This is a genomic window from Methanobrevibacter sp., from assembly GCF_017468685.1.
GTDB lineage: Archaea > Methanobacteriota > Methanobacteria > Methanobacteriales > Methanobacteriaceae > Methanocatella.
Genome location: NZ_JAFUHT010000020.1, coordinates 16,997 through 42,038 on the forward strand (window position 1 = coordinate 16,997; position 25,042 = coordinate 42,038).

Consider the following 25,042-nt stretch of genomic DNA (forward strand, 5'->3'; position numbering starts at 1 on the left):
ATTATTCTCCGAGTTCTCTGGCTGAAATTGTTAGATTGCCTGCAAAATTAGGCATTGCTGCAACATGTGTGTGAACATAGCTTGCAAGGGTGTTTTTTTCCATAAAACCATCCATATTGTTATATGATCCTTTTCCTCTTGTAACCTTAAATGCCAGAGGGTTTTTAAGCTCATCCACAATCACTTTGGAGTAATGGAATTCATGGCCGTGGAACACTTCGCCTTTTTTGGATATAATGTTGTCTTCCTTAACTTCAGCTATTGTGTATTTGAGTGCCTGTACACGGTCTGTCAGGACAGCCTTATACGGATAAATGTTGACTTGTTTGTCATCATGGATGGAGTTCATAAGATACATCAGCCCGCCGCATTCAGCAAAGATAGACCTTGAGTCTTCATGGAACTTTTTAATGTCACTTAACATTTTTGTGTTTTTGGCAAGTTCCTTTGAAAAGAGTTCGGGATATCCTCCGCCTATGTATAGTCCGTCCACATCAGGGAGGCCTTCATCATTCAGCGGTGAGAAATACTCGATTTTGGCATTGTTTGCTTCCAAAGCTTCAATGTTTTCCTTGTAGTAGAAATTGAACACCTCATCATATGCAACGCCAATTTTAACAGGTTGATTGTTTAACTTGTTCCATATCGGAATTCTTTCAGAGGTGATTTTCGGCGCTGATTTGGCTATTTCAACCAGTCTGTCCAGGTCAAGTGATTCGGTTATTGTTTTTGACCATATGTCGATGAACTTGATTGAGGTTTCCCTTTCACGTGCAGGAACAAGGCCCAGGTGTCTCTGTTCAATGGAGATATTATCGTCTCTTGTTATTCCGCCTATAACTTCAGTGTTTGTTATCTCTTCAATTGATCTTTTGGTTTTTTCATAGTGTGCTTTGTTTTTTACTTTATTGAGTATTACGCCTGCAATGTTTATTTCAGGGTCTAGAGCTTTAAATCCTAAAACCAGTGCTGCTGCACTTTTTACAAGGCTTCTTGAGTTGATGATTAAAATCACCGGTGCCTGTAGGGATTTTGCTACACTAGCAGTGCTTCCAATGTCATTGATTGAATCGATTCCCTCATATAATCCCCTTACTCCTTCGATGACTGCAATGTCTTTTCCTTCCATTCCTTTTAGGTAGGAATCTCTTACTTGACCTTCCTTCATGAAAAATGAGTCCAGGTTTCTTGAAGTGTTTCCAGTCGCTAAAGTGTGGTATGACGGGTCTATATAGTCCGGTCCGACCTTGAATGGCTGGACATTATATTTTTCACTTAGTGCCTTCATTATTCCGGTGGCAATTGTGGTTTTTCCAACGGCACTTCCGGTTCCTGCTAGTATAATTCTCATATATAATAATTATATATGATATTTTATTAACTTAATGGATGAACCTGTTAAATTTTTCAGAATCTTGTAGTTTATAAGTTGTGTATTATATTTTTTCAGAAATGTAAAAAATAGTTTACAATAGTTGAAATTCTGTTATATCGATTAAACATATTTATTTGTTAGTATTACTTAAAACGAATTCTTTTTTAACATAAAGCATTTTATTTACGCTTAATTTAATAAATAAACAGTTTTAAAAAATATTAGATTAAATTTATAATTTTTATAGAATTTTTTTAAAATTTATAGTTAATGTATAAAATAATTATAATATTTTTGAATATAAAAGAGTAATACTTTAAAATAATATGAAAAATATTTAGTATGGTTTATATATTATGTCTATCTTATATATTAAACGATTAATCTAAAATTTTTAGGTTAAATCGATAATAAAAATGAGGTTGCGTAAATGAAGAAATCGTATAAATCAATATTATTGCTATTCGTAGTAATGATATTGACAATGTCTGCTGTAAATGCAGCGGAAATAGATGATACTTCAGACTCAGTCGTACAGGCTGCTGATGTGGATGCTATTGATGAGGTAGCAACCGCTGACGTTGATGATGTTGTTGCAGCATCAGATGACGGTGCAGAAGTACTAACTGATGTTGGTGATAAGAATTTCACTGTGCTTCAAGACGAAATTAACTCTGCAAGTGGATTGTTAGAGATTAATTCCAATTATGTAAGATCTGAAGGAGAAAGCGATATTGAAATTACAAAAAATATCCTTTTACTTGGTGATGATACACATAAAATTGATGCACAAAGTTTAGGTGGAATTTTCAAGATTAATTCAGGAATTACTTTAACATTAAATAATGTGATTCTTGTAAATGGTAATAATGATAACGGTGGAGCTATATACAATGAAGGTACTGTAAATATTATCAGTTCTGAGCTAACTGACAACAGTGCTAAAATTGGAGGAGCAATATACAACAAAGGTATTGCTTCAATATCTGGTTCTACCTTAAATGGAAACATAGCTGCTACTAAAGGTGGAGCAGTATACTCCGAAGGAACTTTAGTTGTAAGTGATTCTAGTTTTGAAAATAATAAAATAACCACTGGTGATTCCTACACTGATTCTTTAGTTGATTGTAATGGTGGAGGAGCAATCTATGCTTCTAATGATGTAAGAGTTACCGGTTCTACTTTTACTAAAAACACCGCTCCTCATGATGAGGAAGTGTTCTCTGCTGGTGGAGCAATATATATAAAAGAAACAACTGCTATAATTGATGATTGTACTTTTAATGAGAACTCTGCTGTTTATGGTGGAGCTGTAATGTTTGAAAAATTCAATCAAGATTCTGTTGCAATTAAGGATTCTAGATTTAATGGTAATCAAGCATGGCAAGGTGGAGCTATAAATGGTAATGATCTTGTTGGTTCTTTAATTATTACTGGTTCTAATTTCACTGCTAATAAGGTTACTACTCCTAATGCGGGTAGTTCATCTCCTAAAGGTGGTGCTATTATGGTCGGTACTAAATCTTATACTGGCATTGCTTTGGATGTTGCTAGTTGTAACTTTGTTGAAAATGATGGTGGATACATGGGTGGTGCTATTGCTTCTTCCCCTGATAACACTATTAAGGTAGATGACTCTAACTTCACTGGTAATAAAGCTACTGATCTTGGTGGTGCTATTGTTACTGGAACTGGTACTGATTTAACTGTTTCTGGTTCTACTTTCACTGATAATAAAGTTAGTGCTACTGGTATGGGTGGTGCTATATTTGCTGAACCTAACAGTAAAAATGATATTAGTGGTTCTACTTTCACTAATAATGTTGACAGATACCCATCTGCTATTATGAGCTACCAAGGAACATTAGAATTAGCTGACAACACATTTGATGATTCTGGTGTATTTAACTATGGTGGAGCAATCACTTCAGAAATCAAAGCAATCGTATTAAACAATGAAACTCTTGAAACTGATGATGGTAATGTTGCTTTAAGGGCTAGGGTTACTGATGATAATGATAATGTTATAAGAGATAGTACTTTGCAATTTGTCATTAATGGTGAAAAAGTTGCTGCAGTTTATGATGTTGCAGATGGATACTACAAAGGAACTTATACTCTTCCAGCACCTGGATTTTTCACTGTTGGTATTACTTCTTCTAAAAATGAGGACATAACTGTTAAAACTGGTAAAGTTAAAAATATTAAAGGTTCTTTCAGTGATTTACAAGGAAAAATTAATGATGCTGGTGGAACCTTAGATTTAACTTATGACTTCATATACACTGAAGGTATTGATGATGGTTCTGTTGAAATTGAGGAGGATATTATTATTAATGGTAATGGTCACACTATCAGTGGTAGTGATTCAGTAAGAATTTTAAATATCCTATGGGCTGATGAAGTTACATTAAATAATATTACTTTCATTGAAGGTAGTGCAGGATATGCTGGTGCAATATATTCTTGCTATACTTTAACTATTAATGATTGTACTTTTGAAAACAACACTGCTACTGAACAAGGTGGTGCTATCTATAATGATGGTGGGGATCTTACCATAACCAACTCTGTATTTAATAACAATAAAGTGTCTACTGGAGATTCTTTTACAGATTCTCAAGCTGAATGTAATGGTGGTGGAGCTATCTACAATACTGGTGATTTATTTGTCACTGGATCTAACTTTACTAAAAACACAGCTCCTCATGATACTGAAATATTCTCTGCCGGTGGTGCAATTTATAATAAAGAAACAGATGATTGTATTGTTTTAATTGATGATTGTACATTTGAAGAGAACTCTGCTGTTTATGGTGGAGCTGTAATGTTTGAAAAATTCAATCAAGATTCTGTTGCTATTAAGGATTCTAGATTTAATGGTAATCAAGCATGGCAAGGTGGAGCTATTAATGGTAATGATCTTGTCGGTTCATTAATCATTGAAGGTTCTAATTTCACTGCTAATAAGGCTGTAACTCCTAATGCTGGTCAGTCTTCACCATGTGGTGGTGCTATTATGGTCGGTACCAAATCTCACACTGGTGTTGCTTTAGATGTTGCTGGATGTAAATTTGAAGATAACTCCGCTGTATATATGGGTGGTGCTATTGCTTCTTCCCCTGACAATACTCTCAAAGTAATTGACTCTAATTTCACTGGTAACGTTGCTTCTGCTCTTGGTGGTGCTATTGTTACTGGTACTGGTACTGAATTAACAGTTTCTGATTCTACTTTCACTGATAACAAAGTTGGTGATACTGGTATGGGTGGAGCTATCTTCTGTGAACCTGGTAGTACTAATGATATTAGTGGTTCTACTTTCACAAATAATGTTGACAGATACCCATCTGCTATTATGAGTTACCAAGGAACATTAGAATTAGCTGACAACACATTTGATGATAATGGTGTATTCAACTATGCTGGTACAATTACTTCAGAAATCAAAGCAGTTGTTTTAAACAATGAAACTGTCACTGCTTATGATGACACTGTAACATTAACTGCTAAAATCACTGATGATAATGATAATGTAATCAGAGATTCCACTTTCCAATTTGTCATTAATGGTGAACCGGTTACAGCAAGTTATAATACTGTTACTAAATTATATCAAGCAACTTATACTCTTCCTGCTTTAGGTGTTTACCCAGTTACTATAACATCTACTAAAAACAATGATTTAACTATTAAAACTGGTGCTATCAAGAATGTTAAAGGTACTTTCACCGCATTAAATGATTTAATCAAAGATGCTAATGAAGTTAATCTAACTGGCAACTTTACTTACGATGCAGAAACTGATGGTGTTGCATTTGTAAATGGAATTGTAATTGATCATGCTTTAACTATTAATGGTAATGGTTATACTATTAATGGTAATAATGTAGCTAGAATATTTAATGTTGTTGATGAAACTACTTTGAAAAATGTAACTTTAACTAAAGGTAGTTCTGTTGATAATGGTGGTGCAATTTATACTACTGCTCCTTTAACTATTATTGATTCTGTATTTGATGATAATAAGATTACTCAAGGTAGTACTTGGGCTCCAGGTGCTCCTGCTGCTGGTGGTGCTGCTATTTTTGCGGCTGCTGGTTCTAGTTTAAATGTTAAAGGCACTAATTTTACCAATAATGCTGCCGTAAAAGATACTTATAACAGATTCACCTGTGGTGCAGTTTATATAGTTAATGCAGATAATGTTTTAATTGATGATTGTTTATTTGAAAATAATGCTGCTGTTTTAGGTGGAGCTTTAACCGTTGAAAGATTCTCCCAAGATACTGTTGCTGTTAAAGACTCTGTATTTAATGATAATATTGCATGGCAAGGTGGAGCAATAAATATTAATGAATATGTTGGTAAATTTATAATCACTGGTTCTAATTTCACTACTAACCAAGCTAGTTCTCCTGACATTGGTGATTCCACACCTCAAGCTGGAGCAATCATGATTGGTCCTACTAAAGTTGCAAGTGAAATAAGTGTTGTAGACTGTGAGTTTACTGATAATACTGCTCCAAATGCAGGTACTGCTATTCTTGTATCTGATACTACTATAACTGCTAATATTGATGATTGTAACTTTGTATCAACTTCCGGCAGTAGTTCTGGTAGTACTATTTACACTGTTGGTACATTAAGTCTTGCTAACTCTACTATTGATGCTACTAATGGATGGGCAATTGTAAATCTTGGTAATTTAGCTTTGAAAAATAATAATATCAATAAAGGAAACGCACGTATTTTATCATTTAGTGCAGATTCTTATGTTGGAACAATCACTTCTGAAATAAAAGCTGTTGTATTAGGTAATCAAACTGTTAAAACAGCTGAAGATAAATATACTTTAAATGCCACTTTAACTGATGATAATGGTAACATTGTATATGATTTAAATCTCAGATTTGTTGTTAATGGCGTAACTGTTGCTACTCAACCTACTTTCAGCAATGGAGTATATGTACTTTCAGATTATCCAATCACAACTGATTATAGTACTTATCTTGTTACTGTAACAAGTTCAACTGATGAAATAATTGTTGAAACTGGAATTATTGAAAATCTTTTAGTTGGTACTTTCACTGACTTACAAGCAAGAATTAATGCTGCAGGTACTGATTTAATATTACCATATGACTTCACATACAATGAAGAAATTGATGGTGCTGCATTAAAAGAAGGTGTTGTAATTAGTCAAGAAATTACTATTGACGGTAATGGAACTACTGTAAGTGGTGCAGATCTTGCTAGAATCTTTAAAGTAAATGCTAAAACCACTTTGAAAAACATTACTTTAGCTAATGGTAGTGTTGCTGATAACGGTGCTGCTATTTATGCAACTGCTCCTTTAACAGTTGAAAATTCAGTATTTGATAACAATAAAGTGACTGACGGTACTTCTTGGAGACCGGGTTATCCTGCTGCTGGTGGTGCTGCTATTTATGCTGCTCCTGGTTCTAGTTTAAAAGTTACTGGTACTAATTTCACTAATAATGTAGCTCTTAAAGATGTTTATAACAGATTCACTGCTGGTGCAGTTTATATTTCAGGTGCTAGTGCTTTATTAATTGAAGATTGTTTATTTGAAAATAACGCTGCTGTTTTAGGTGGAGCTTTAACCGTTGAAAACTTTGCACAAGATTCAGTTGCTGTTAAAGATTCTGTATTTAATACAAACACTGCATGGCAAGGTGGAGCAATTAACCTTAATGAAAATGTAGATAAATTCATTATTGAAGGTTCTAATTTCACATCTAATAATGTAATCATTCCAAATATTGGTAGTTCTACCCCTTCTGGTGGTGCAATTGCTATTGGTACTATGGAATCTAAGGCTAATGCGGTTATTACTGGTTGTGTATTTACTGCTAATGAATCTCCAAATGGAGGATCTGCTGTAATTTCATATAATTCTAATGATGATGTTAAAATCAGCGAATCGGAATTTAAAGATAATGTTGGTTCTACAACAATTACTAATGTAGGTAATATGGAGTTAACTAATTCCAATATCACTGCTGCTGATGGTTGGGCTATTTATAATGTTGCAAACTTAAAATTAGCTGGCAATAATATAATTGCTAATAATGGTATTTATAATAATGCAAATATCATATCAACTATTAATGCAACCCTAATTGGTGGTCAGGATATTAATGCTGCATTAGGCGATGAAGTAGTTCCTACTGCTACTTTAACTGATGATAATGGTAATGTAATTTATGATCCTAACTTTAACATAACTATTAATGGTCAAGAACTTGAAACTTCCTATGCTAACGGTTTATACACTGCTACATACACAATTGAAACTGCTGGTGATAAAGTTGTAAGTACTAGTTATACTGGTGCTACTGTTACTGAAGGTAAATACATTGTTCCTAAAGCAAACGTAACAGAATTCAGTGTTGCTGTTGAAGACATCATTGATGGTGAAAATGCTACTGTTTTAGTAACATTAACTGGTGTTAATGACATTGGCTTAAATGACACTGTTACTGTAATTGTAAACAATAAAGAATACGCCATTACTGTAACTGACGGTAAAGGTAACAAGACCATTGAAGGTTTAGCACACGGTCAATATCCTGTTGTTGCAATGTTGGATGAAAGTGCTAACTACAACAATGCAATCGATTCAACCGTATTCTATGTAAAAGGAACATCTATTTTAACTATTGATGAAATCACTACTGCCGAATTCGGTCAGGAAATTAAAGTTAACATTGGTTTAACTGATGGTGAAGGCAATCTTTTAACTGGTATTGTGGTAATAGATGGAGTCAATGTTTTTGTTGAAGATGGAAATGGAATATTTGTAATTGATAATCAGCCTGATGTTGGCGAATATGACTTCACTGCAGTTTATGAAGGTGATGATGATTATTCACAATCTTCAGCTGAATTTAAGGTTAATGTAACTGCAAAAGTATTAACTGATGAAGATGTTTATATTTCAATTTACAGTGATGCCCCTGATAGTGAGGATGTAATTGCTTATATTGGAGGTCCTGCTGGAACTTATCATGTAACTGTTGACGGACAAACTGTTGATGTTGAAGTTAGTTACAATGAGGAAGAAAATAGTACTTATGGTACTGCTACTATTACTGGTGTAAGCAAAGGCCCTCAAGTTGCTGCTATATCCTTTGATTCTGAAAACTATGTATTGGATGAATCCATTTCAACATATGAATTCAACAATGTTGCTACTCCTGAATTTGAAGTAGAATTTGATGCTACTTATCCTGAAGTAAAAATCACTATTACTGGTACTCCTGGTAATTACACAGTCTACATGGATGAAGACCATTCTGTTACTATCGAAGTTACTGGCACTACTGCAACTGGAACAATTTCCGATGTGGCTCCTGGTACATATGAAGAAGTTGAAGTTGCATATGAAGGTAATGATTATTATTCATATCTTTACAAATATTATGATGTAACAGTTGATCCTGCAACCCCAGAATTCACTGTTGAAGTTGTAGCAACTCCGGTTGCATATCCTGGTGACGTGCAAATCAAAGTAAATGCTAGTGTTGCTGGTAAAGTAACTATTACTCTTGACAAAGATTATGTCTTTGATGTTGAAGCTGGTGTAACTGATTTAACCATTCCTGGTTTAGCTGTCGGTACATATTCAGGTAAGACAGTTCACTTTGAAGCAGATAACTATGCTTCTGTAGATAAAGATATCACTTTCGAAGTAACCAAAGGAACTCCAACAATCAATGTAGAAACTGTTGTCGGCAAAGACACATACCCTGGTACTGTAACTGTTATCGTAACTTCTGATGTTGACGGTACTTACAACATTACTGTTGGTACTCAAACCACTCCTGTACCTGTAACCAATGGTGTAGGATACACTACCTTCACTAATGTTGCTGCCAGTACTCAAAACGCTATCGTAACATTCATTGAAGATGCTAGCTACAAACAAACTTCAGCTGACAAAGAATTCACAATTGCTAAAGCAGCTCCTGAATTCACTGTTGAAATTGCAGAAACTACCTATCCTGAAGCAGTCAAAGTAACTATCAAAGGTACTGATGGTACTTACCACATTCAAGGTACTGAAATTAAAGTTACTGATGGTCAAGGATCAGGTGAAATCACCGGTTTAGCTGCTGGTACTTACACTGATGTTGCAGTAACCTATGATGCAAATGACAACTATGATGCTGCTTCCGCTACTGTCAACTTCACAGTAAAAGATGCTGAAAGAGAATTCACAGTAACTGTTGCTGTAATCAACGACACCTATCCTGGTAAAGTAAACATTACTATTACTGGTGCTGCTGGTACATATAACATTACAATCGGTGAAATCAAAGATCAAATAACTGTTGTCACAGATAATGCAAGTAAAGTAATCTCTGGTTTATCCGCTGGAGACAAAACATTAGTCACTGTTTTACCTGCTGATGGTAGTTATGCTGAAATCACTAAAGAAAACACATTCACTATCAACAAAGCTGCTATGAACCCAACTGTAATTGTACCTGAAAAAGCAGAAATCGGTGAAAACTTCACAGTAACTGCTACTGCTTTCGAAGGTGCTGCTAGTGTTGAAATCAACGGTAAAACTTACGCACTTAACGAAAACATTTCCTTACCTGAAGGTACATACGATGTTAAAGTAATCTTTGAAGGTAATGAAAACGTTGCTGGCACTACTGTTGAAAAAACAATTAACGTAACTAAAAAATCCGTTAAAGAAAATGCTTTAAACATTACTGTTCCTGAAAATTCAACTGCTCCAACCTTCAGCATCAACTTGACTGATGATGCTACCGGTTACTTATTGGTTGATATTGACGGCGAACAATACTATGCTCCTCTTGTAAACGGATCTGCAAGTATCACCACTGCTCCTTTAGCTGGCGGTAACCACACTGTAACTGTTACATACACTGGTGATGAAAACTATGCCGGATTCACCAACACTACTCAATTAAGTGTTGAATCCAATGTCACTGCTGACAGCGCTTTAGACATTCCGGCATCCAGTGAAACCAATTCACCTACATTCAGTGTGAACTTGCCTAGTGATGCTACCGGTTACTTGATTGTTGATGTTGACGGTAAGAAATATGCTGCTGTTGTTGAAAACGGTAAAGCTAGTGTTACTGTTCCTGGTTTAAGTGACGGTAATCATAATGTAACTGTTTCCTACTCTGGTGACAGCAAATACCCAGCATTATCCAAATCCACAACATTGAATGTCCATGTTCCAGTATATGCTGTAACTCAAAACAAAAACATTAACGTTCGCTACTCAGCTTCCGCATCTTACAGAGTTTTAATCACTAAAGACGGTAAAGCTGTTGGTGCTGGTGAAAGCGTAACCATCAAGTTCAACGGTAAAACATACACTGTTAAAACTGATGCTAACGGATACGCAACCTTGAAACTCAACACCAAAGTGAAAGTTAAAAAATACACTATAACAGCAACCTACAAAGGCATTACAGTCAAAAACACAGTAAAAGTTAAAAACATCATTAAAGCTAAAAACAAAAAAGTTAAAAAATCCAAGAAAGTTACTAAAGTAGCTATTACCTTATACAAAGTTAACGGAAAATACCTCAAAAAGGTTAAAGTTAAAATCAAATTCAGAGGTAAAACCTACAAAGTAAAAACCAACAAGAAAGGAAAAGCTGTCTGGAAAGTCAAAAAATCCATGCTTAAAAAACTTAAAGTTGGTAAAAAATACAAATACAGAGTAACTTATGGAAAAGATGTTGTAACTAAAAAATTAACCATTAAAAGATAAGGGTTTTTAATCCTTATCCTATTTTTTATTTTTTCATACATACCTACCAAAACCAAACACCGGATTATCTCACACCAATCATTTAAAACAAATAATCGACTGATTATTTATACATCATTAGATATTTTTCTTTGTTTAATCAATCATCATTATAATTAAAACATACTTATTTTCAATCCTGTTTTTCACCATATTCAAGCCAAACTAAATATTGATTTAAATGCGTAAAATTACTATCTAATGCTAATATTTACTTTAAATAAAACATAGACTTATATACTGTGCAATTTAACATAATACTGTCTGGACAAATTGAAATTTTCATGGCCAGGAAATATAAATCAATTAAAAGGTGTGTGTTTTAGTGACTAAAGATTTTGCGGGTCAGGATGATGCCTACAAATATATCATCAAAACCCTAAATGTCAGATTCTTTCAGAGGTTAGGCTATGATGCGCAAAAAGTCGTTTTTCTAAACGTTGAACAGATTCCAATAGGGCCTGATCAAAAGTTCATGGACATATTGGCAAGGATTGATGATGAATATAAGGCAAACATTGAACTTCAATCCACACCTGTATATGATCCAAAAATGCTTGACTTCTACAAATACAGGATATATTCTCAATCAGAAGAATTCAGCGGATTTAAAACAACTATATTGGCAACGTATCCTCCAACACAAGGTATAGTGCAAAAAGAAATGGATGATAACCTAAATTTCCATCCAAAATTCTTCTACACCAAAAATCTGAAAGCAACCGAAATCATTAATAAAGTCAAAACTAAAAATGATAATAACGAACCACTCAGTGATGCTGAAGCAATAGATTTAATAATTGCGCCAGATACAGACCATGAATACGATATAAAAGAACTGATGAAGATAACATCGAATCTATTGGCTAATGCAGTGATACCTGATGCAGAGTTTCATTTTAAATTAGTTAAATGTCAAAGGAAAATGCTTCAAAGATTTTTCAATAAAGATGAAAGAAAGGAGATTGAGAAAATGATAAATTTCAAAGCAGAAGATTATGGTATTGAGCCTAATGTTACTGGTATTGAAGAGGAGATTAATTTGGCTTATCTTGACGGTCAAAGAGAAGCTAAATTTGAAAATGCCAAAAAATTAATTGAATTGGGTGTTGATGAGGAAATCATTGCTAAAGGTATTGGTCTTGATTTGGAAGATGTAATGAAATTAAAAGAAGAATTAAATGATTAGTTTTTAATCATTTTTTCTATCTTTTTTTAGCTGCTTCATTTTAAGACCATATTATCGATTTAAGAAATTATAAAATTTAAATCTGAGATAAATTTCTAATCAAATTTTTTCAAATTAACTATTTTTATATAATATTAAAATCAAAAATTTAATCATTAATATATTGGTGATTAAATGAGAATACTTCTTATTCATTCTGATTATTTAAACTACAATGTGAAAAAGCAGACACCTGTAGCTGAAGAAATCGAAGAGGCAAAAAAAGCAGGCTCATTTGATGATTCTTTAGTAGTATTTACAGCTGTTGAAAAAGACGATGAAAATAATCCAGAAGGTATTGTTAAAAACTTAGTTAAAGAAGTTATCAAAACTAATGAACAGGTTAAAGCAGAAAATATAGTTTTATATCCATATGCTCACTTGTCTTCATCATTAAGTTCTCCAAAAGTTGCCGTTCAAATCTTAAAAGATGCTGAACAGGCATTAATTGATGAAAACTTAACTGTTCAAAGAGTACCTTTCGGATGGTATAAGGCATTTGAAATATCCTGTAAAGGACACCCTCTAAGTGAGCTTTCAAGAACAATCACAGCCGATGAGGAAGAGGAAAAAGTCGAAAGAAAACCTTCCACTTGGCATATTCTTGAAGGAGACAAGATTACTGAAATCGATGATTTCAAATTCGAAAACCATGCCTTCAAGCAACTTGTTGACTATGAATTAGGCCAAGGAGCATCTGATGAAGGCGAACCACCTCACGTTAAACTGATGAGGGAAAAGGAAATCTGTGACTATGAACCCGCTTCTGATGTAGGAAACCTCAGATGGTATCCTAAAGGTAAATTAATAAGAGATTTGCTTTCAGATTACGTTTATGACCTCACTGTTGATCGTGGAGCAATGCCTGTTGAAACCCCAATCTTTTATGATTTGGACAATCCTGCAATCTATGAGCATGCTTACAAGTTCGGTGAAAGGCAGTACAGAACCGACACCAAAAAGAATCTGATGCTTAGATTTGCAGCATGTTTCGGTGCATTCAGATTAATGAGCGATTCCTATTTAACCTGGAAAAACTTCCCGGCTAAAATCTTTGAGCTGACCAGATACAGTTTCCGTTATGAGAAAAAAGGAGAAGTTGTCGGACTTAAAAGATTAAGGGCATTTACAATGCCAGACTGCCACTCCTTCTGTACTGATGTTCGCTCATCACTTGAGGAATTCTCCCAGCAGACTGACATGTGTATGCAAACCGGTGAAGACTTGAATTTAGATTTCGAAGTGATTTTCAGAGCAACCCAGGACTTCTTTGAAGAAAACGAGCAGTGGATGTATGAAATCGCTCGTAAATTCGAAAAACCAATTTTATTAGAAATCTTACCTGAAAGACACCACTACTGGGTATGTAAAATCGACCTTGCAAATATTGACGCATTAGGCCGTCCGATTGAAAACCCTACTGTACAGATTGACGTTGAAAGCGGTAAAAGATTCGATATTACTTATTTAGGAGAGGACGGCAAACAGCACAATCCTACAATCCTTCACACTTCCCCAACTGGAAGTATCGAAAGGGTATTATGTGCAATGCTTGAAAAGACTGCCATTGAAATCAACGAGAAAGCTCCAATGCTTCCAACCTGGTTAAGTCCGATTCAGGCAAGAATTTTAACAATATCAGAAACCCACAAGGAATTTGCAGAGGAATTATACGAAAAAATCAATGCCTCAAACATCCGTGTGGACATCGATGACAGGGATGAAAGTGTAGGTAAAAAAATCCGTAATGCATCAAAAGAATGGATACCATACATTTTTGTTGTTGGAGATAAGGAAGCTGAAACCGGTAAGTTCCAAGTGACTGTCAGGGAAACAGGTGAAAAAGTTGACATGACAGTGGATGAACTCATCAGTGAAATTAACGCTAAATGTGAAGGAAAACCTTTCAGAAGATTACCTTTACCAAAGGATATCTCAAGAAGGATTAACTTCCAATAATTTAATTACAAATAAAATTTATAGTATAATATGGAGGAAATTTAATGGACCCAATGTATAGAATAGGAGAAGCTCTTATTGGAGACGGCCCTGAATTAGCACACGTTGACTTATTAATCGGTGATAAGTTCGGACCAGTCGGTCAAGCTTTCGCTAATGGTTTATCAAACCTTTCCGTAGGCCACACTCCACTAACAAGTGTAATTAGACCTAATTTAATGACCAAGCCAGCTACTTTAATTATTCCTAAAGTAACTGTCGGTGATTTAGATGACGCAAGTAAAATTTTCGGACCTGCACAAACAGCAGTTGCAAGAGCAGTTGCAGATGCAGTTGAAGATGGATACATCCCAAAAGATATTGTAGAAGACATTGTAATCAATGTAAGCGTATTCATCGACCCTTCAGCTGAAGATTACAGAAAAATTTATCAATACAACTATGGAGCAACCAAATTAGCTATCAGAAGAGCAATGGCAGGTTACCCAGACATTGAAAAAGTGCTTGCAGAAAAAGACCGTGGAACTCACCCAATCATGGGATTCAAAGTCAAAAAACTCTGGAGCCCACCATACTTGCAAGTTGCACTTGACCTTGACAATGAAGCTGCAATGGAAAGAATCATCAATGACTTACCGGACAACGACAGGATCTTGCTTGAAGCAGGTACTCCACTCGTTAAAAAATTCGGTGTTGGAATTATCGGAAAAATCAGAGCTTTACGCCCAGATGCATTCATCATTGCTGATTTGAAAACTTTAGACGTAGGTCGTGTAGAAGTTAAGATGGCAGCAGATGAAACAGCTGATGCAGTAGCTATTTCCGGTCTCGGTACCATTGAATCCATTGCAAAAGCAATTCACGAAACCCAAAAACAAGGTATCTATTCCATCCTTGATATGATGAATGTCAAAGGATTTGAAGAAAAACTGGCTCAACTTCCAGATGACTTGAAACCTGACATCGTATTGTTACACAGAAACGTTGATATGGAATCCTACAGAGCAGAACACGGTGAAGACACCAGTGACATGACCGAATGGGGTAACATTAAAGATATTAAAGCGACCCTCGGTGAAAAAGGACTCATTGCCGTTGCTGGAGGAATCAAACCTAACAATGTTGAAGAAGCAATCACTAAAGGTGCAAACATCATCATTGCAGGTAGATACATCATCGGTTCAAGAGATGTAAGAAGAGCTGCACAAGACTTCTTAGAACACTTTGACCCAGATCCAGACAACATGAGACTTGCAATGGATGAAGACGAAAACATTGATGTGAAAGAGTAAATTAGATTAATTTCTAATTTACAATCTATTTTTTTTTAAAAGGAGTATTTTTTATGGGATTTTGTAATTCATGCGGACAGCCAATTATAAAAGAAGACTATGGAACAAATAAGGATGGCAGTTTAAATCCTGACTATTGTAAAGACTGTTTTCAAGATGGGGAGTTCACCGAACCGGATATTACATTACAGGAGATGATTGTTCGCAAAACTAAAGAGATGATGGAGAAAAATCCTGACCTTGCAGAAACTCAAGCGACTGGAATCACTGCAATGTTCATTCCAGGATTAAAAAGATGGAATCCAGAGTTTCAAGATGATTATAAAACTCTTTAGGATCTGGATAACATAAATTCTTTAACTTTATTGGCTATGAACTCATCATGAGTTTGATTAGTTTTTATATTATATAATTCTTCTTGAAGGTCGTTGAATTTATCAACTAAATCATTATATTCGCCTAAAAGTGAATCATAATCTTTTTCTAGTCCTTCATTTAGCTCATAAATTTCAGCATAGCTGGTTTTGGTGTTGAGGTTTTCCTGTTTTAGATGGTCGTATTTAGTGGAAACGCTATTGTAGCTTTCTTTTAGGGAATGATGTTCCTCCTTGATGTTGGAACATTTTGTTTTGAGGTTTTTGTTTTCTTCCTTGATGCTTGAATATTTGGTTTTCAGGTTTTCGTTTTCGGTTTTGATGTTGACGAACTTGGTTTTGAGGTTTTCGTTTTCTATAATCAATTTGGAATGCTTGTCTTTTATTGTTTCATTTTCCTTTTTAAGAGAGTCAATGTTGTCTTGATGTAAATGTTCATATTTACTTTCCATTTCATTTAATGCTTTAGTTTTGCGTTCAATTTCAGCTTTAAGTTCATCAATTTCCTTTTCAAATTCCAAATTAGATGCCGCACTGGTGTTTTCAAGTTCTTCTTCCAATTTTTTCACTTCCTCAACATATAAATAATTAGCTACTTTTAAAGTTTCTAATTCTTCCTCTCTATTTTTAAATTCTTCGATTTCGGAGTTTGGGATAATTAAGACTTCTTCTTTATTTTCATAGATGTCTTCATTTTTCGGCACGGTAATTTGTATCTGTTCGGCGGTGTATTTTTTTCGCTCACCATTTTTCAGTGTTCTATTGTACTCTCTTGAATATTTCTTTACAATGCCATTCCCATATCTCATATTATTCCCCTATTTACTAATATTATAATTTTGGTTTTTAGATTTAATAAATATTATGTACTCATTAGATTTTTTTATTACGTTTTCCTATAAAATTCCCAGATTAGTAATACTTTAATTAACTTTATTAATATTAAATATTATAAATATTTATTATTATTAAAATTTAAGGGATAAAATGTTTACAAAAAAAAGATGGTTTTTAGTTATATTTTCAATTCTAATCATAATCATTTCTTGTCAGGTTGCTTTTGCTCTAGAAAATGATACTGGTTTAAGTATTGAAAGCAATCAAGCCATTGAAAGCAATGTGGATTTAATTGAGGAGGATATTGTTGAAGATTCTTCTGGAAGTGGAAATGATTTAAGTTCGGATAGTTTAAATTCACTTGATACTTCTGAATCTGAAGATTCTATTTCTTCACAGGATAACTATACTTTATTTTTTATTAGTGATAATCCCGGCACTAATATTCTAGACGCCGCCAGCCACGAACTTTTCAATGAACACGATTTTAAGAATGTCAATATAATTGTTAGAAGTGGTCAACAGATAAAGACAATGGAAGAATTGGAATTAGTGAATTTACTATACAGTTCTGATGCATTCATAGGGGAATGGATTAGTACTGATGTTGATGCCGTTTTGACAAGCACTATTGAAAAATATCCTGACGTTGTAGAAAAGCAGATATTTTTAATATTGGAACCCCCTTCAGGAAATATGAATTCAGGATCCTCATCAATTAATTTAATTAAACAGAACACAATTAATTATAATAGGATTTTATCATCATTTTCAACAGATGATATCATTACATATTTTTCAAATACTCAGAGGGGAACTGCTTACGAAGACATTGAAAGATATATAATGGGTGATGGTGCAGCATTCAATAAAGTGTTAAACGATTTGGTGTTGTATAAGGATATCAATGACAAGAACAGCATGAAAAACCAAATTCTATATATTTTGAATCACCTAGGATATGATGTTGATTATGATGAGCCAAATTTCACCGGTTCATACTTATATGGAATCTATAGGGAAAGGTGGTTTTCTTTAGATGAGTATATTGCAACTTATTTTGATTCTTCAAGAACTCGTACTGTAGGTATATTGGAAAGTACGATGTATGTTTCATCCCAGCAACTGCATCCAACATATGCAATAATAGAATCATTGGAATCTAAAGGATATAATGTCATTCCAGTATTTGCTGCTGGAGGTACAGCTGAACAGTTAAGGGTTATGGTCGAATCTTTCACAAGTGCTGGCAGTGACATTTCAGGATTTTTAGCGAACTCATCAAATTATGAAATGTATGTAGATGCCATAATATCAATGGTTGCATATGGGGTAGGCGGAGAAAATTTTACTAAAACAATAGACTTTTTTGAAGAGCTCGGAGTTCCAGTTTTCAGGGCTGTCCATTCTGATTATGTTTCAAATGAACAGTGGGAGCTTGGAAGTACAGGTTTGACCACAGAAAAAAGTGATAAATGGTGGCATGTTGCTATTGCAGAGGCACAAGGTATTATTGATGCTACATTCATTGGAGGTGTTTCATCATACATCTCAGATTTGACTGGTGCAAGAATCGTCACATATATTTCTCATGTAAGAAACATTGATTTGTTGACTGACAGGGTAGACTCATGGGTAGACTTGAAATATGCTGAAAATGGTGAAAAGGTACTCTCCATAATCTATTATAACTATCCTCCAGGAAAACAGAATATAGGATCAAGTTATTTGGATACAATTACCAGCATTTATAATATGCTATACACTTTAAAGGCCGCAGGATATAAGGTTGAAGATTTGCCTAACAATGTTTCAGAACTTGAAGACATGATTTTAAGGTGTGGAATCAATGTAGCTAATTGGGCTCCTGGTGAACTTGAAAAATTGGCTAATCAATCCGGTGTAACATTGTTTCCGGTAAGCGAATACACTGAATGGTTCAATTCATTAGATGACATTATTAAGTTGCAGGTTCGTGAAGGTCCAGTCGCATACATTGGAGAGTTGGCAAGAAGGGCGGTTGAGTTAAACTACACCGTGACTATTGGGGATACAATTGATGATTGGTTAAATCAGGTAACTTCATTGCTTCCTGATGATAAGGCGACTGATGCCGCAGTCGTTTTAAATAAGATTGTAGGTGCATTGAAAAACTATACCAAGACCCAGGATGTTAAATACTTCAATTTGTTCCAACAGTATTTTGTCGAATTCAAGCAGCTGAATGTTTCAGGATTAAACGGATGGGGTGACTCACCGGGTACAGTAATGGTTGTCAATAGGAATGGCATCGATTACTTTGTGATTCCTGGTTTGACATTTGGAAATATTTTCATTGCTCCAGAACCTCAGAGGGGTTGGGAGGCAGACATTTCAAATCTATACCATTGTACTGCCGTTGCTCCAACACACCAGTATTTGGCTGCATATTACTATATGCAAAAATATTATTCAAACGCAATGGTCTTTGTTGGAAGGCATGCAACTCATGAATGGTTGCCTGGAAAAGAAATACTATTGTCAGCAACCGATTACGGATCTGTTGTTGTTGGAGATGTGCCTCAATTGTATTTCTATATTTCTGATGGTTTGGGAGAAGCTATTCAAGCAAAAAGAAGAGGATTTGCAGTATTGATTTCACATTTGACTTCTCCAATGTCTTATACTCATTTATATGGAAATTTAACAATTTCGGTTAATCTAATTAATTATTATTACAATACAGAAAATGCAGAATTGAAAGCTGAATTTGCACAGCAAATACGCCAATTCATTATTGAACAGGATTATTCAATGAATTTGGGATTAAGTGTTGAGGAAGTGGCAAATTTAGCTGATGATATTCTTGTTGATAAGTTGGACACATTTTTAAAATCGCTTCAGGATGTTCTCTATCCTTTAGGTCTTCATGCTTTAGGACAATATTGGACAGAACAAGACCTTGCAAGCACGGTTTCGGTAATGCTGTCATTCGATTTTGAAAGCGAACAAGGTGAAACCAACCTATTCGATGAACTTTCATACATATATTACTCTAAGGATTATGACAGTTTATCATCTTTTGAAAGAGAATTTATCCTCAACAAATCATATGATATCTGCAAAGCCCTGATTTATTGGGATGTGGATGATATTTACAGAACATTGGTTGCAGGAAATAATTTATATGATAATGCAAAAGTTCTTGCCTGTTTGCAATTGGCTAAAAAATACATAGGTTTGATTAATGAAAGTGTAACCAATGAAATGAATTCAATGCTCAATGGGTTAAACGGCAGATATATCCCTATTAGTGCTGGGGGAGAAGTAATATTAAACCCAATTGTTCTTCCAACAGGAAGGAATATGTATCAGGACCAATCCCAGGAACTACCAACTCAGGATGCATGGAATTATGCAAAGACATTGGCGCTCTTGACCCTATCCGGCTTGAATGATACAACTGAAAAAGTCATAATGGGAATTTGGTGTGTTGAAACTGCAAGGGATGACGGGGCTTTGGTTGCATCCGTTTTATATCTTCTTGGAATGAAGCCAGTATGGTCAGATTCACCAAGTGCAGGATATTTCATAGATGATGAGGATGATCCTGACCATGACCATGGGGAAATCGGTCAAAAAACCAAATCAATGCCTGAATATATTCTTTTGGAAGACTTAACTCGTCCTGAAGGTTGGGATAAGAAAAGAATTGATGTCACAGTAATTACAAGCGGACTCTTTAGGGATTTATATTCCTCTCAATCCATTTTATTGGATAATGCATTTAGAGTTGCACTTGCAAGATCTTACAATACCATTGTTCGAAACAGTACTCTTATGAGAAGTCAATACGGTAAGCAAATAAAAGAGGCCATTAATTTTGTCATGGAAGGCATAGGATATTATGGTATTAGTTCAGAATCACTTGAGGATAATTACGTTGCAAAGCACTGGGTTGAAGATTGCATATACTATTTAAGTCAAGGTTATAATGCCACTTATGCAGGTGAATGTGCCATTACACGCATTTTTGCACCACCAAATGGAGATTATGGTGCAGGAATATCAAAATTGGTATCAATGTCTTGGACATGGAATGATACAAGCGAGCTAGCCGATTTTTACCTTGGAAGAATGGGAAACATGTATTCCAAAAATTATTGGGGAGATACAAATCCATTGGTATTCCTTAGGGCATTATCCAATTCAGATACAATCGTAACTAGCCGTAACACTAATCAATATGGTGTTCTCGACAACGATGACTTCTTTGATTATTGGGGTGGATTGTCCATGACAGTCGAGAAGATATCTGGAAAAACCCCTAACATGAACGTATTGATGTACGCCAATAAGGATAAGGCATATATTGCATCCTTGGAGGAAGTGATGTATCAGGAAATCGCTTCAAGATATGATAATCCTGAATGGATTAAGGGAATGATGGCTGAAGGGTACAGCGGCGCTAGATACATGTCAAATAAATTTGTAACTAACTTATACGGTTGGCAAGTTACCCGACCTTCTGCTGTCAGTGATGCTTTATGGAACAGGGTTTATAACACTTACTATAATGATAAATACAATATTGGAGTTACTGATTGGTTGAAATCCGGAAATAATGCATATTCTCTTATTTCAATGAGTGGAACAATGCTGACTGCCATTCAGGAAGGATATTGGAATGCAAATGACGCTACAATAAGAAACATTGCAAACACATGGGCCCAAGCAACAGTTCAAAATGGTGTGGCTTGTTGTGACTGCAGCTGTGGAAATATTGCAATGATGCAATGGGCAGTTCAATATGTAAATCCTGATATTTTGGCACAATTGCTCCCTAAATTATATGAGGCAACAAGAAATCCGGTATTCACCAACACTACACAATCAACTGTTCCTCCAGAAACTCAGGACAAGGTCCAAAATCAGAATGAGGCGTCAACAAACAATCCAGTTGAGGGTTCAACTTCATCAGCCACTATTGCAACAAATTCAAGTTCAACAACAAATCAAGCTACCGCACAAAACGGTGAAAATGCACAGGGTGAAGCATTTTCAAATGTCGGTGCAGGCAGTGAGTCAGTACAGGCGGGAAGTTCTTCTGTTGAAGGTGCTGATGTTAAAAAATCAGTTGAAATCAATCCAATCACTTCACAGTCAGCAAGTGAAGTTGGATTGTCTCTTATAGCGGTTATAGCTATATTGTGTTTGATTATGGTTATAGCATTCGGATACTTTAGAGACAGTGATGATAAGGATAAAAAACATGATTTGGATAAGCTTTTCAGAGAAAAATTTTAGGTGATTAAAATGGATGCGATTAATATTTTATGGCAAGTGGGTATTTTATCCGCTGTTTTGATTTTTGGAATTAAATTGGGTCTGGCAACAGGTCTGGCCAATATGTCAAAGAAATATTTGGCATTGGTTTCCATTGGATATGGTGGAGGTGTGTTGATATTGACAGAAATCTCTTCCCATTTCACACAGCAGATTACAGACTTGATTTATACTTATAATTTTGAATTTTTCCTGATAATGGCAATAATCATGATTTTGGCAGGATTGTTCACAATAAGGGAATATAAGGTGTTTGAAAAGAACACAACCGCCGCCACTTGCATGGCTGTTGTGGCACCTTGTCCGTGCTGTTTTGGATCTATTATAGTGAGCATCATGCTTGTTGCACCTACAGTTGGTTTGGGATTGATGGATTTGAGTCTTGTTGTTGCAGGTGCATTGGTTCTGACAATTGTTCTAACCTATTTTGCATCCAACCATCTTGTTAGGTTTATTGATAAGCCATATCCGATCGTCTTAGGAAATTTCATGTTCTTTTTGGGAATATATTTCCTCCTTTCAGCGCTATTTTTGCCAAACATTACAGCAATGATTCAAAATCCGATGGATGCAATATCAATATCTTCTCCTTATTCATTGATTGGAGCATTGATACTGATATTGGTGATTATTGGAATAGGCGGAATAATTTCAAGGAGAAACAGCAATTTTAATTAGGTGATTTTATGGTAGCAACAATTCCCGGCAGCGAAATATTGACTTCAACATTAAACATGATTTCTCAAAGTCTGCAGATTCCCGTAATTATCTTTTTAGTGATATTTGCGGTTTTCGCAGTCTTGGCTATTGGAGGGCTGGTTTCTGAGTACACTTCAAGAAAAAAAGTCACTCCCGATTTGATTGAGCAGTTAATATATTCAATTTCCAATGCCGGATCATTGGATGAAATAAAGGACATAATTAAGAACGCAAAAATCTATGAATCCCAGAAGGTTGTTTTAATAAAAATTTTAAGGTCCAGTTCACTTACAGTCGATTCAAGGCATGCCCTTGCAAAGAAACTGATAGAGTTTGAGGAAAACAAATTCACAAAGACAATAGAGAAAACTGATGTTGTAACCCGTATAGGACCGACTTTAGGTTTAATGGGTACATTAATCCCAATGGGTCCAGGTCTTGCCGCATTGGGTGCTGGTGATGTAAATACTCTTGCCAACGCGATTATTGTAGCATTTGATACCACTGTTGTTGGTATTGGTGCAGGTGCTGTGGCCTACTTCGTATCAAAAGTAAGACGCAGATGGTATGAGGAATACCTGTCCAACTTGGATGCGCTTGCCGATGCGCTTCTGGATAAATTAAATCAATGAGGTTTTCACATGGTTCGAGACAAGTCTAAAAAGAGATTTTCAGAAGGTGAAGAGGATCCGATGGCAGGAACCTCAAATCTTGTTGATGCAATGCTTGTTATTGCAGTTGGATTGCTGATATTTGTTGTAATAAGTTGGAATATGCAGAGTGTTGTATTTCAGGATTCGCAAGACCAACAAAAGGCCATTGAGGAATCATCACCTGATGTGACTGAAGTGGCTGAAGGACAGGTTTTAAATGAGACTCCGGACACTTCCGACAGCTCCGGTCAGGGATACATGGAAATGGGTAAGGTCTATAAGGATCCTTCAACGGGAAAATTGATCATGGTTGAAGGTTAATTTAAAATTATGTATACCTTTTCTTACTTTTTTTCTTTATATTGAATTAAATATCCTTTTTATGTATTACTTTTTTTATTATTTTTTAATTTTAGTAATAAATTGGTTAGTTTTAAATATATTATTTCATATAGTAATAATTAAGGTTATAATTTTATTATTGCCTTTAATAAATTTTTAAAAATTTGTATTAAAAAAATGGGGGAAATTATTTTGCAAAAGAATGTTAAAACTTCTTTATTATTATTAACATTGTTTTTTGTCTTAGTTTTATCAATATCTTCAGCTTTTGCACATGATATTAATAATTCAACAGATGATTTGGCTGTTTATAATGATAATGAAATTATTTCTATTGATAATCAAGACGATGGATATGATGATTTGTCTGTTGTCGATGATGCAGACGAAAACAGTCGGGCTGCTGATGGTGTATCTGTCGGGAGTGATGATGAAAAATTAGGTTATACTGAACCTAACCCTAGTGCATATTTTAAATTTGACAAGGAGGATTTCACTATAACCGAAGGTGAAACTATAACTGTTAAAGCTCATGTAGTAGATGGTAGTGGAGAATTCCTACCCGGACCTGATTTCCTGGTATATATCCAGGTTAATGGGGGCTCTGGTAATGTTGTAGAGCTAAGTGGTCATGAAATAGTATATACATTTCCGAATTCTTTATTTGTAGCAAGTGAAACTCCTTATAATGTGACATTTACTCCTGAAGATGGTCCAATGTATTGGGGTGACTGGGTTTCTGATTTTGGCGGTCCTGAAGTATCAACATCATGGTTTTTGGTCACTGTCAATTCAAATAATCCTCAACCTACTAGTTTAACTGAAGCATATGTTGATTATGATAATGGATTAGATACAAATGGGGGCACCGCTTCAGCTCCTTTTAAAACTATTGGGCATGCTTTAAGTGTTGTTGAGGATAATGGTGTTGTTTATCTTGCTGATGGTGTCCATTATTTGGATGGTGTTGATGTAGATGGTTTGAATATTCTTAAGAATGTTTCAATCATTGGTATGACTGATGATGTTGTTATTGATGCTAGAAATAGTGGAAGAATATTAAAAATTCAAGGAAACAATGTATTATTGTCTAATATAATTTTCAAAAATGGTAATGTTTCATCTGCTA

Annotated in this window: 12 protein-coding genes; 10 read left to right on the top strand and 2 right to left on the bottom strand. The window is 35.0% G+C overall.

The genetic code is table 11. The features are described 5' to 3' along the window. Position 1: 1 nt before the first annotated feature. Complete coding sequence (gene cfbB, locus IJ258_RS02880) at positions 2–1,351, bottom strand: Ni-sirohydrochlorin a,c-diamide synthase (RefSeq protein ID WP_292802616.1); 1,350 nt, start codon at positions 1,349–1,351, stop codon at positions 2–4. 454 nt (positions 1,352–1,805) lie between these two features. Between cfbB and IJ258_RS02885 the strand changes: the two genes are divergently transcribed. The 5 genes from IJ258_RS02885 (at position 1,806) to IJ258_RS02905 (ending at position 16,018) form a co-directional block, all read left to right on the top strand. Continuing rightward, positions 1,806–11,165, top strand: coding sequence for an S-layer family protein (locus IJ258_RS02885; protein ID WP_292802619.1), 9,360 nt, complete (start codon positions 1,806–1,808; stop codon positions 11,163–11,165). A 364-nt stretch (positions 11,166–11,529) separates the two neighbouring features. After that, positions 11,530–12,393, top strand: a complete 864-nt coding sequence (locus IJ258_RS02890) for a hypothetical protein (protein WP_292802622.1) — start codon at positions 11,530–11,532, stop codon at positions 12,391–12,393. 174 nt (positions 12,394–12,567) lie between these two features. Then, positions 12,568–14,391, top strand: a complete 1,824-nt coding sequence (locus IJ258_RS02895) for a threonine--tRNA ligase (protein WP_292802625.1) — start codon at positions 12,568–12,570, stop codon at positions 14,389–14,391. A 53-nt stretch (positions 14,392–14,444) separates the two neighbouring features. After that, positions 14,445–15,683, top strand: coding sequence for a bifunctional 5,6,7,8-tetrahydromethanopterin hydro-lyase/3-hexulose-6-phosphate synthase (locus tag IJ258_RS02900; protein WP_292802647.1), 1,239 nt, complete (start codon positions 14,445–14,447; stop codon positions 15,681–15,683). Between the two features lie 53 nt (positions 15,684–15,736). Then, complete coding sequence (locus IJ258_RS02905) at positions 15,737–16,018, top strand: zinc ribbon domain-containing protein (RefSeq protein WP_292802628.1); 282 nt, start codon at positions 15,737–15,739, stop codon at positions 16,016–16,018. On the opposite strand, the gene IJ258_RS02910 is transcribed toward IJ258_RS02905, so the two are convergent. Then, positions 16,015–16,866 (bottom strand): phosphoserine phosphatase, encoded by an 852-nt coding sequence (locus IJ258_RS02910; RefSeq protein ID WP_292802631.1) that lies wholly within the window; start codon positions 16,864–16,866, stop codon positions 16,015–16,017. The genes IJ258_RS02905 and IJ258_RS02910 overlap by 4 nt on opposite strands. Positions 16,867–17,044: 178 nt before the next feature. On the opposite strand from IJ258_RS02910, the gene IJ258_RS02915 reads away from it, so the two are divergent. The 5 genes from IJ258_RS02915 to IJ258_RS02935 form a co-directional block, all read left to right on the top strand. Continuing rightward, positions 17,045–22,180, top strand: a complete 5,136-nt coding sequence (locus IJ258_RS02915) for a cobaltochelatase subunit CobN (protein WP_292802634.1) — start codon at positions 17,045–17,047, stop codon at positions 22,178–22,180. 9 nt (positions 22,181–22,189) lie between these two features. Then, the gene (locus IJ258_RS02920; protein ID WP_292802637.1) at positions 22,190–22,897 is read left to right on the top strand and encodes a DUF2162 domain-containing protein; all 708 of its coding nucleotides are present in this window, start codon (positions 22,190–22,192) and stop codon (positions 22,895–22,897) included. Positions 22,898–22,905: 8 nt separating this feature from the next. Then, entirely contained in the window at positions 22,906–23,550 is a 645-nt protein-coding gene (locus tag IJ258_RS02925) for a MotA/TolQ/ExbB proton channel family protein (protein WP_292802640.1), read from the top strand. Positions 23,551–23,559: 9 nt separating this feature from the next. After that, positions 23,560–23,892: a DUF2149 domain-containing protein gene (locus tag IJ258_RS02930; protein ID WP_292802643.1), complete on the top strand. Its 333-nt coding sequence runs from the start codon at positions 23,560–23,562 to the stop codon at positions 23,890–23,892. Positions 23,893–24,105: 213 nt separating this feature from the next. Continuing rightward, positions 24,106–25,042 (top strand): DUF1565 domain-containing protein (locus IJ258_RS02935; RefSeq protein WP_292802645.1); only part of this gene is annotated, 937 nt, incomplete at its 3' end.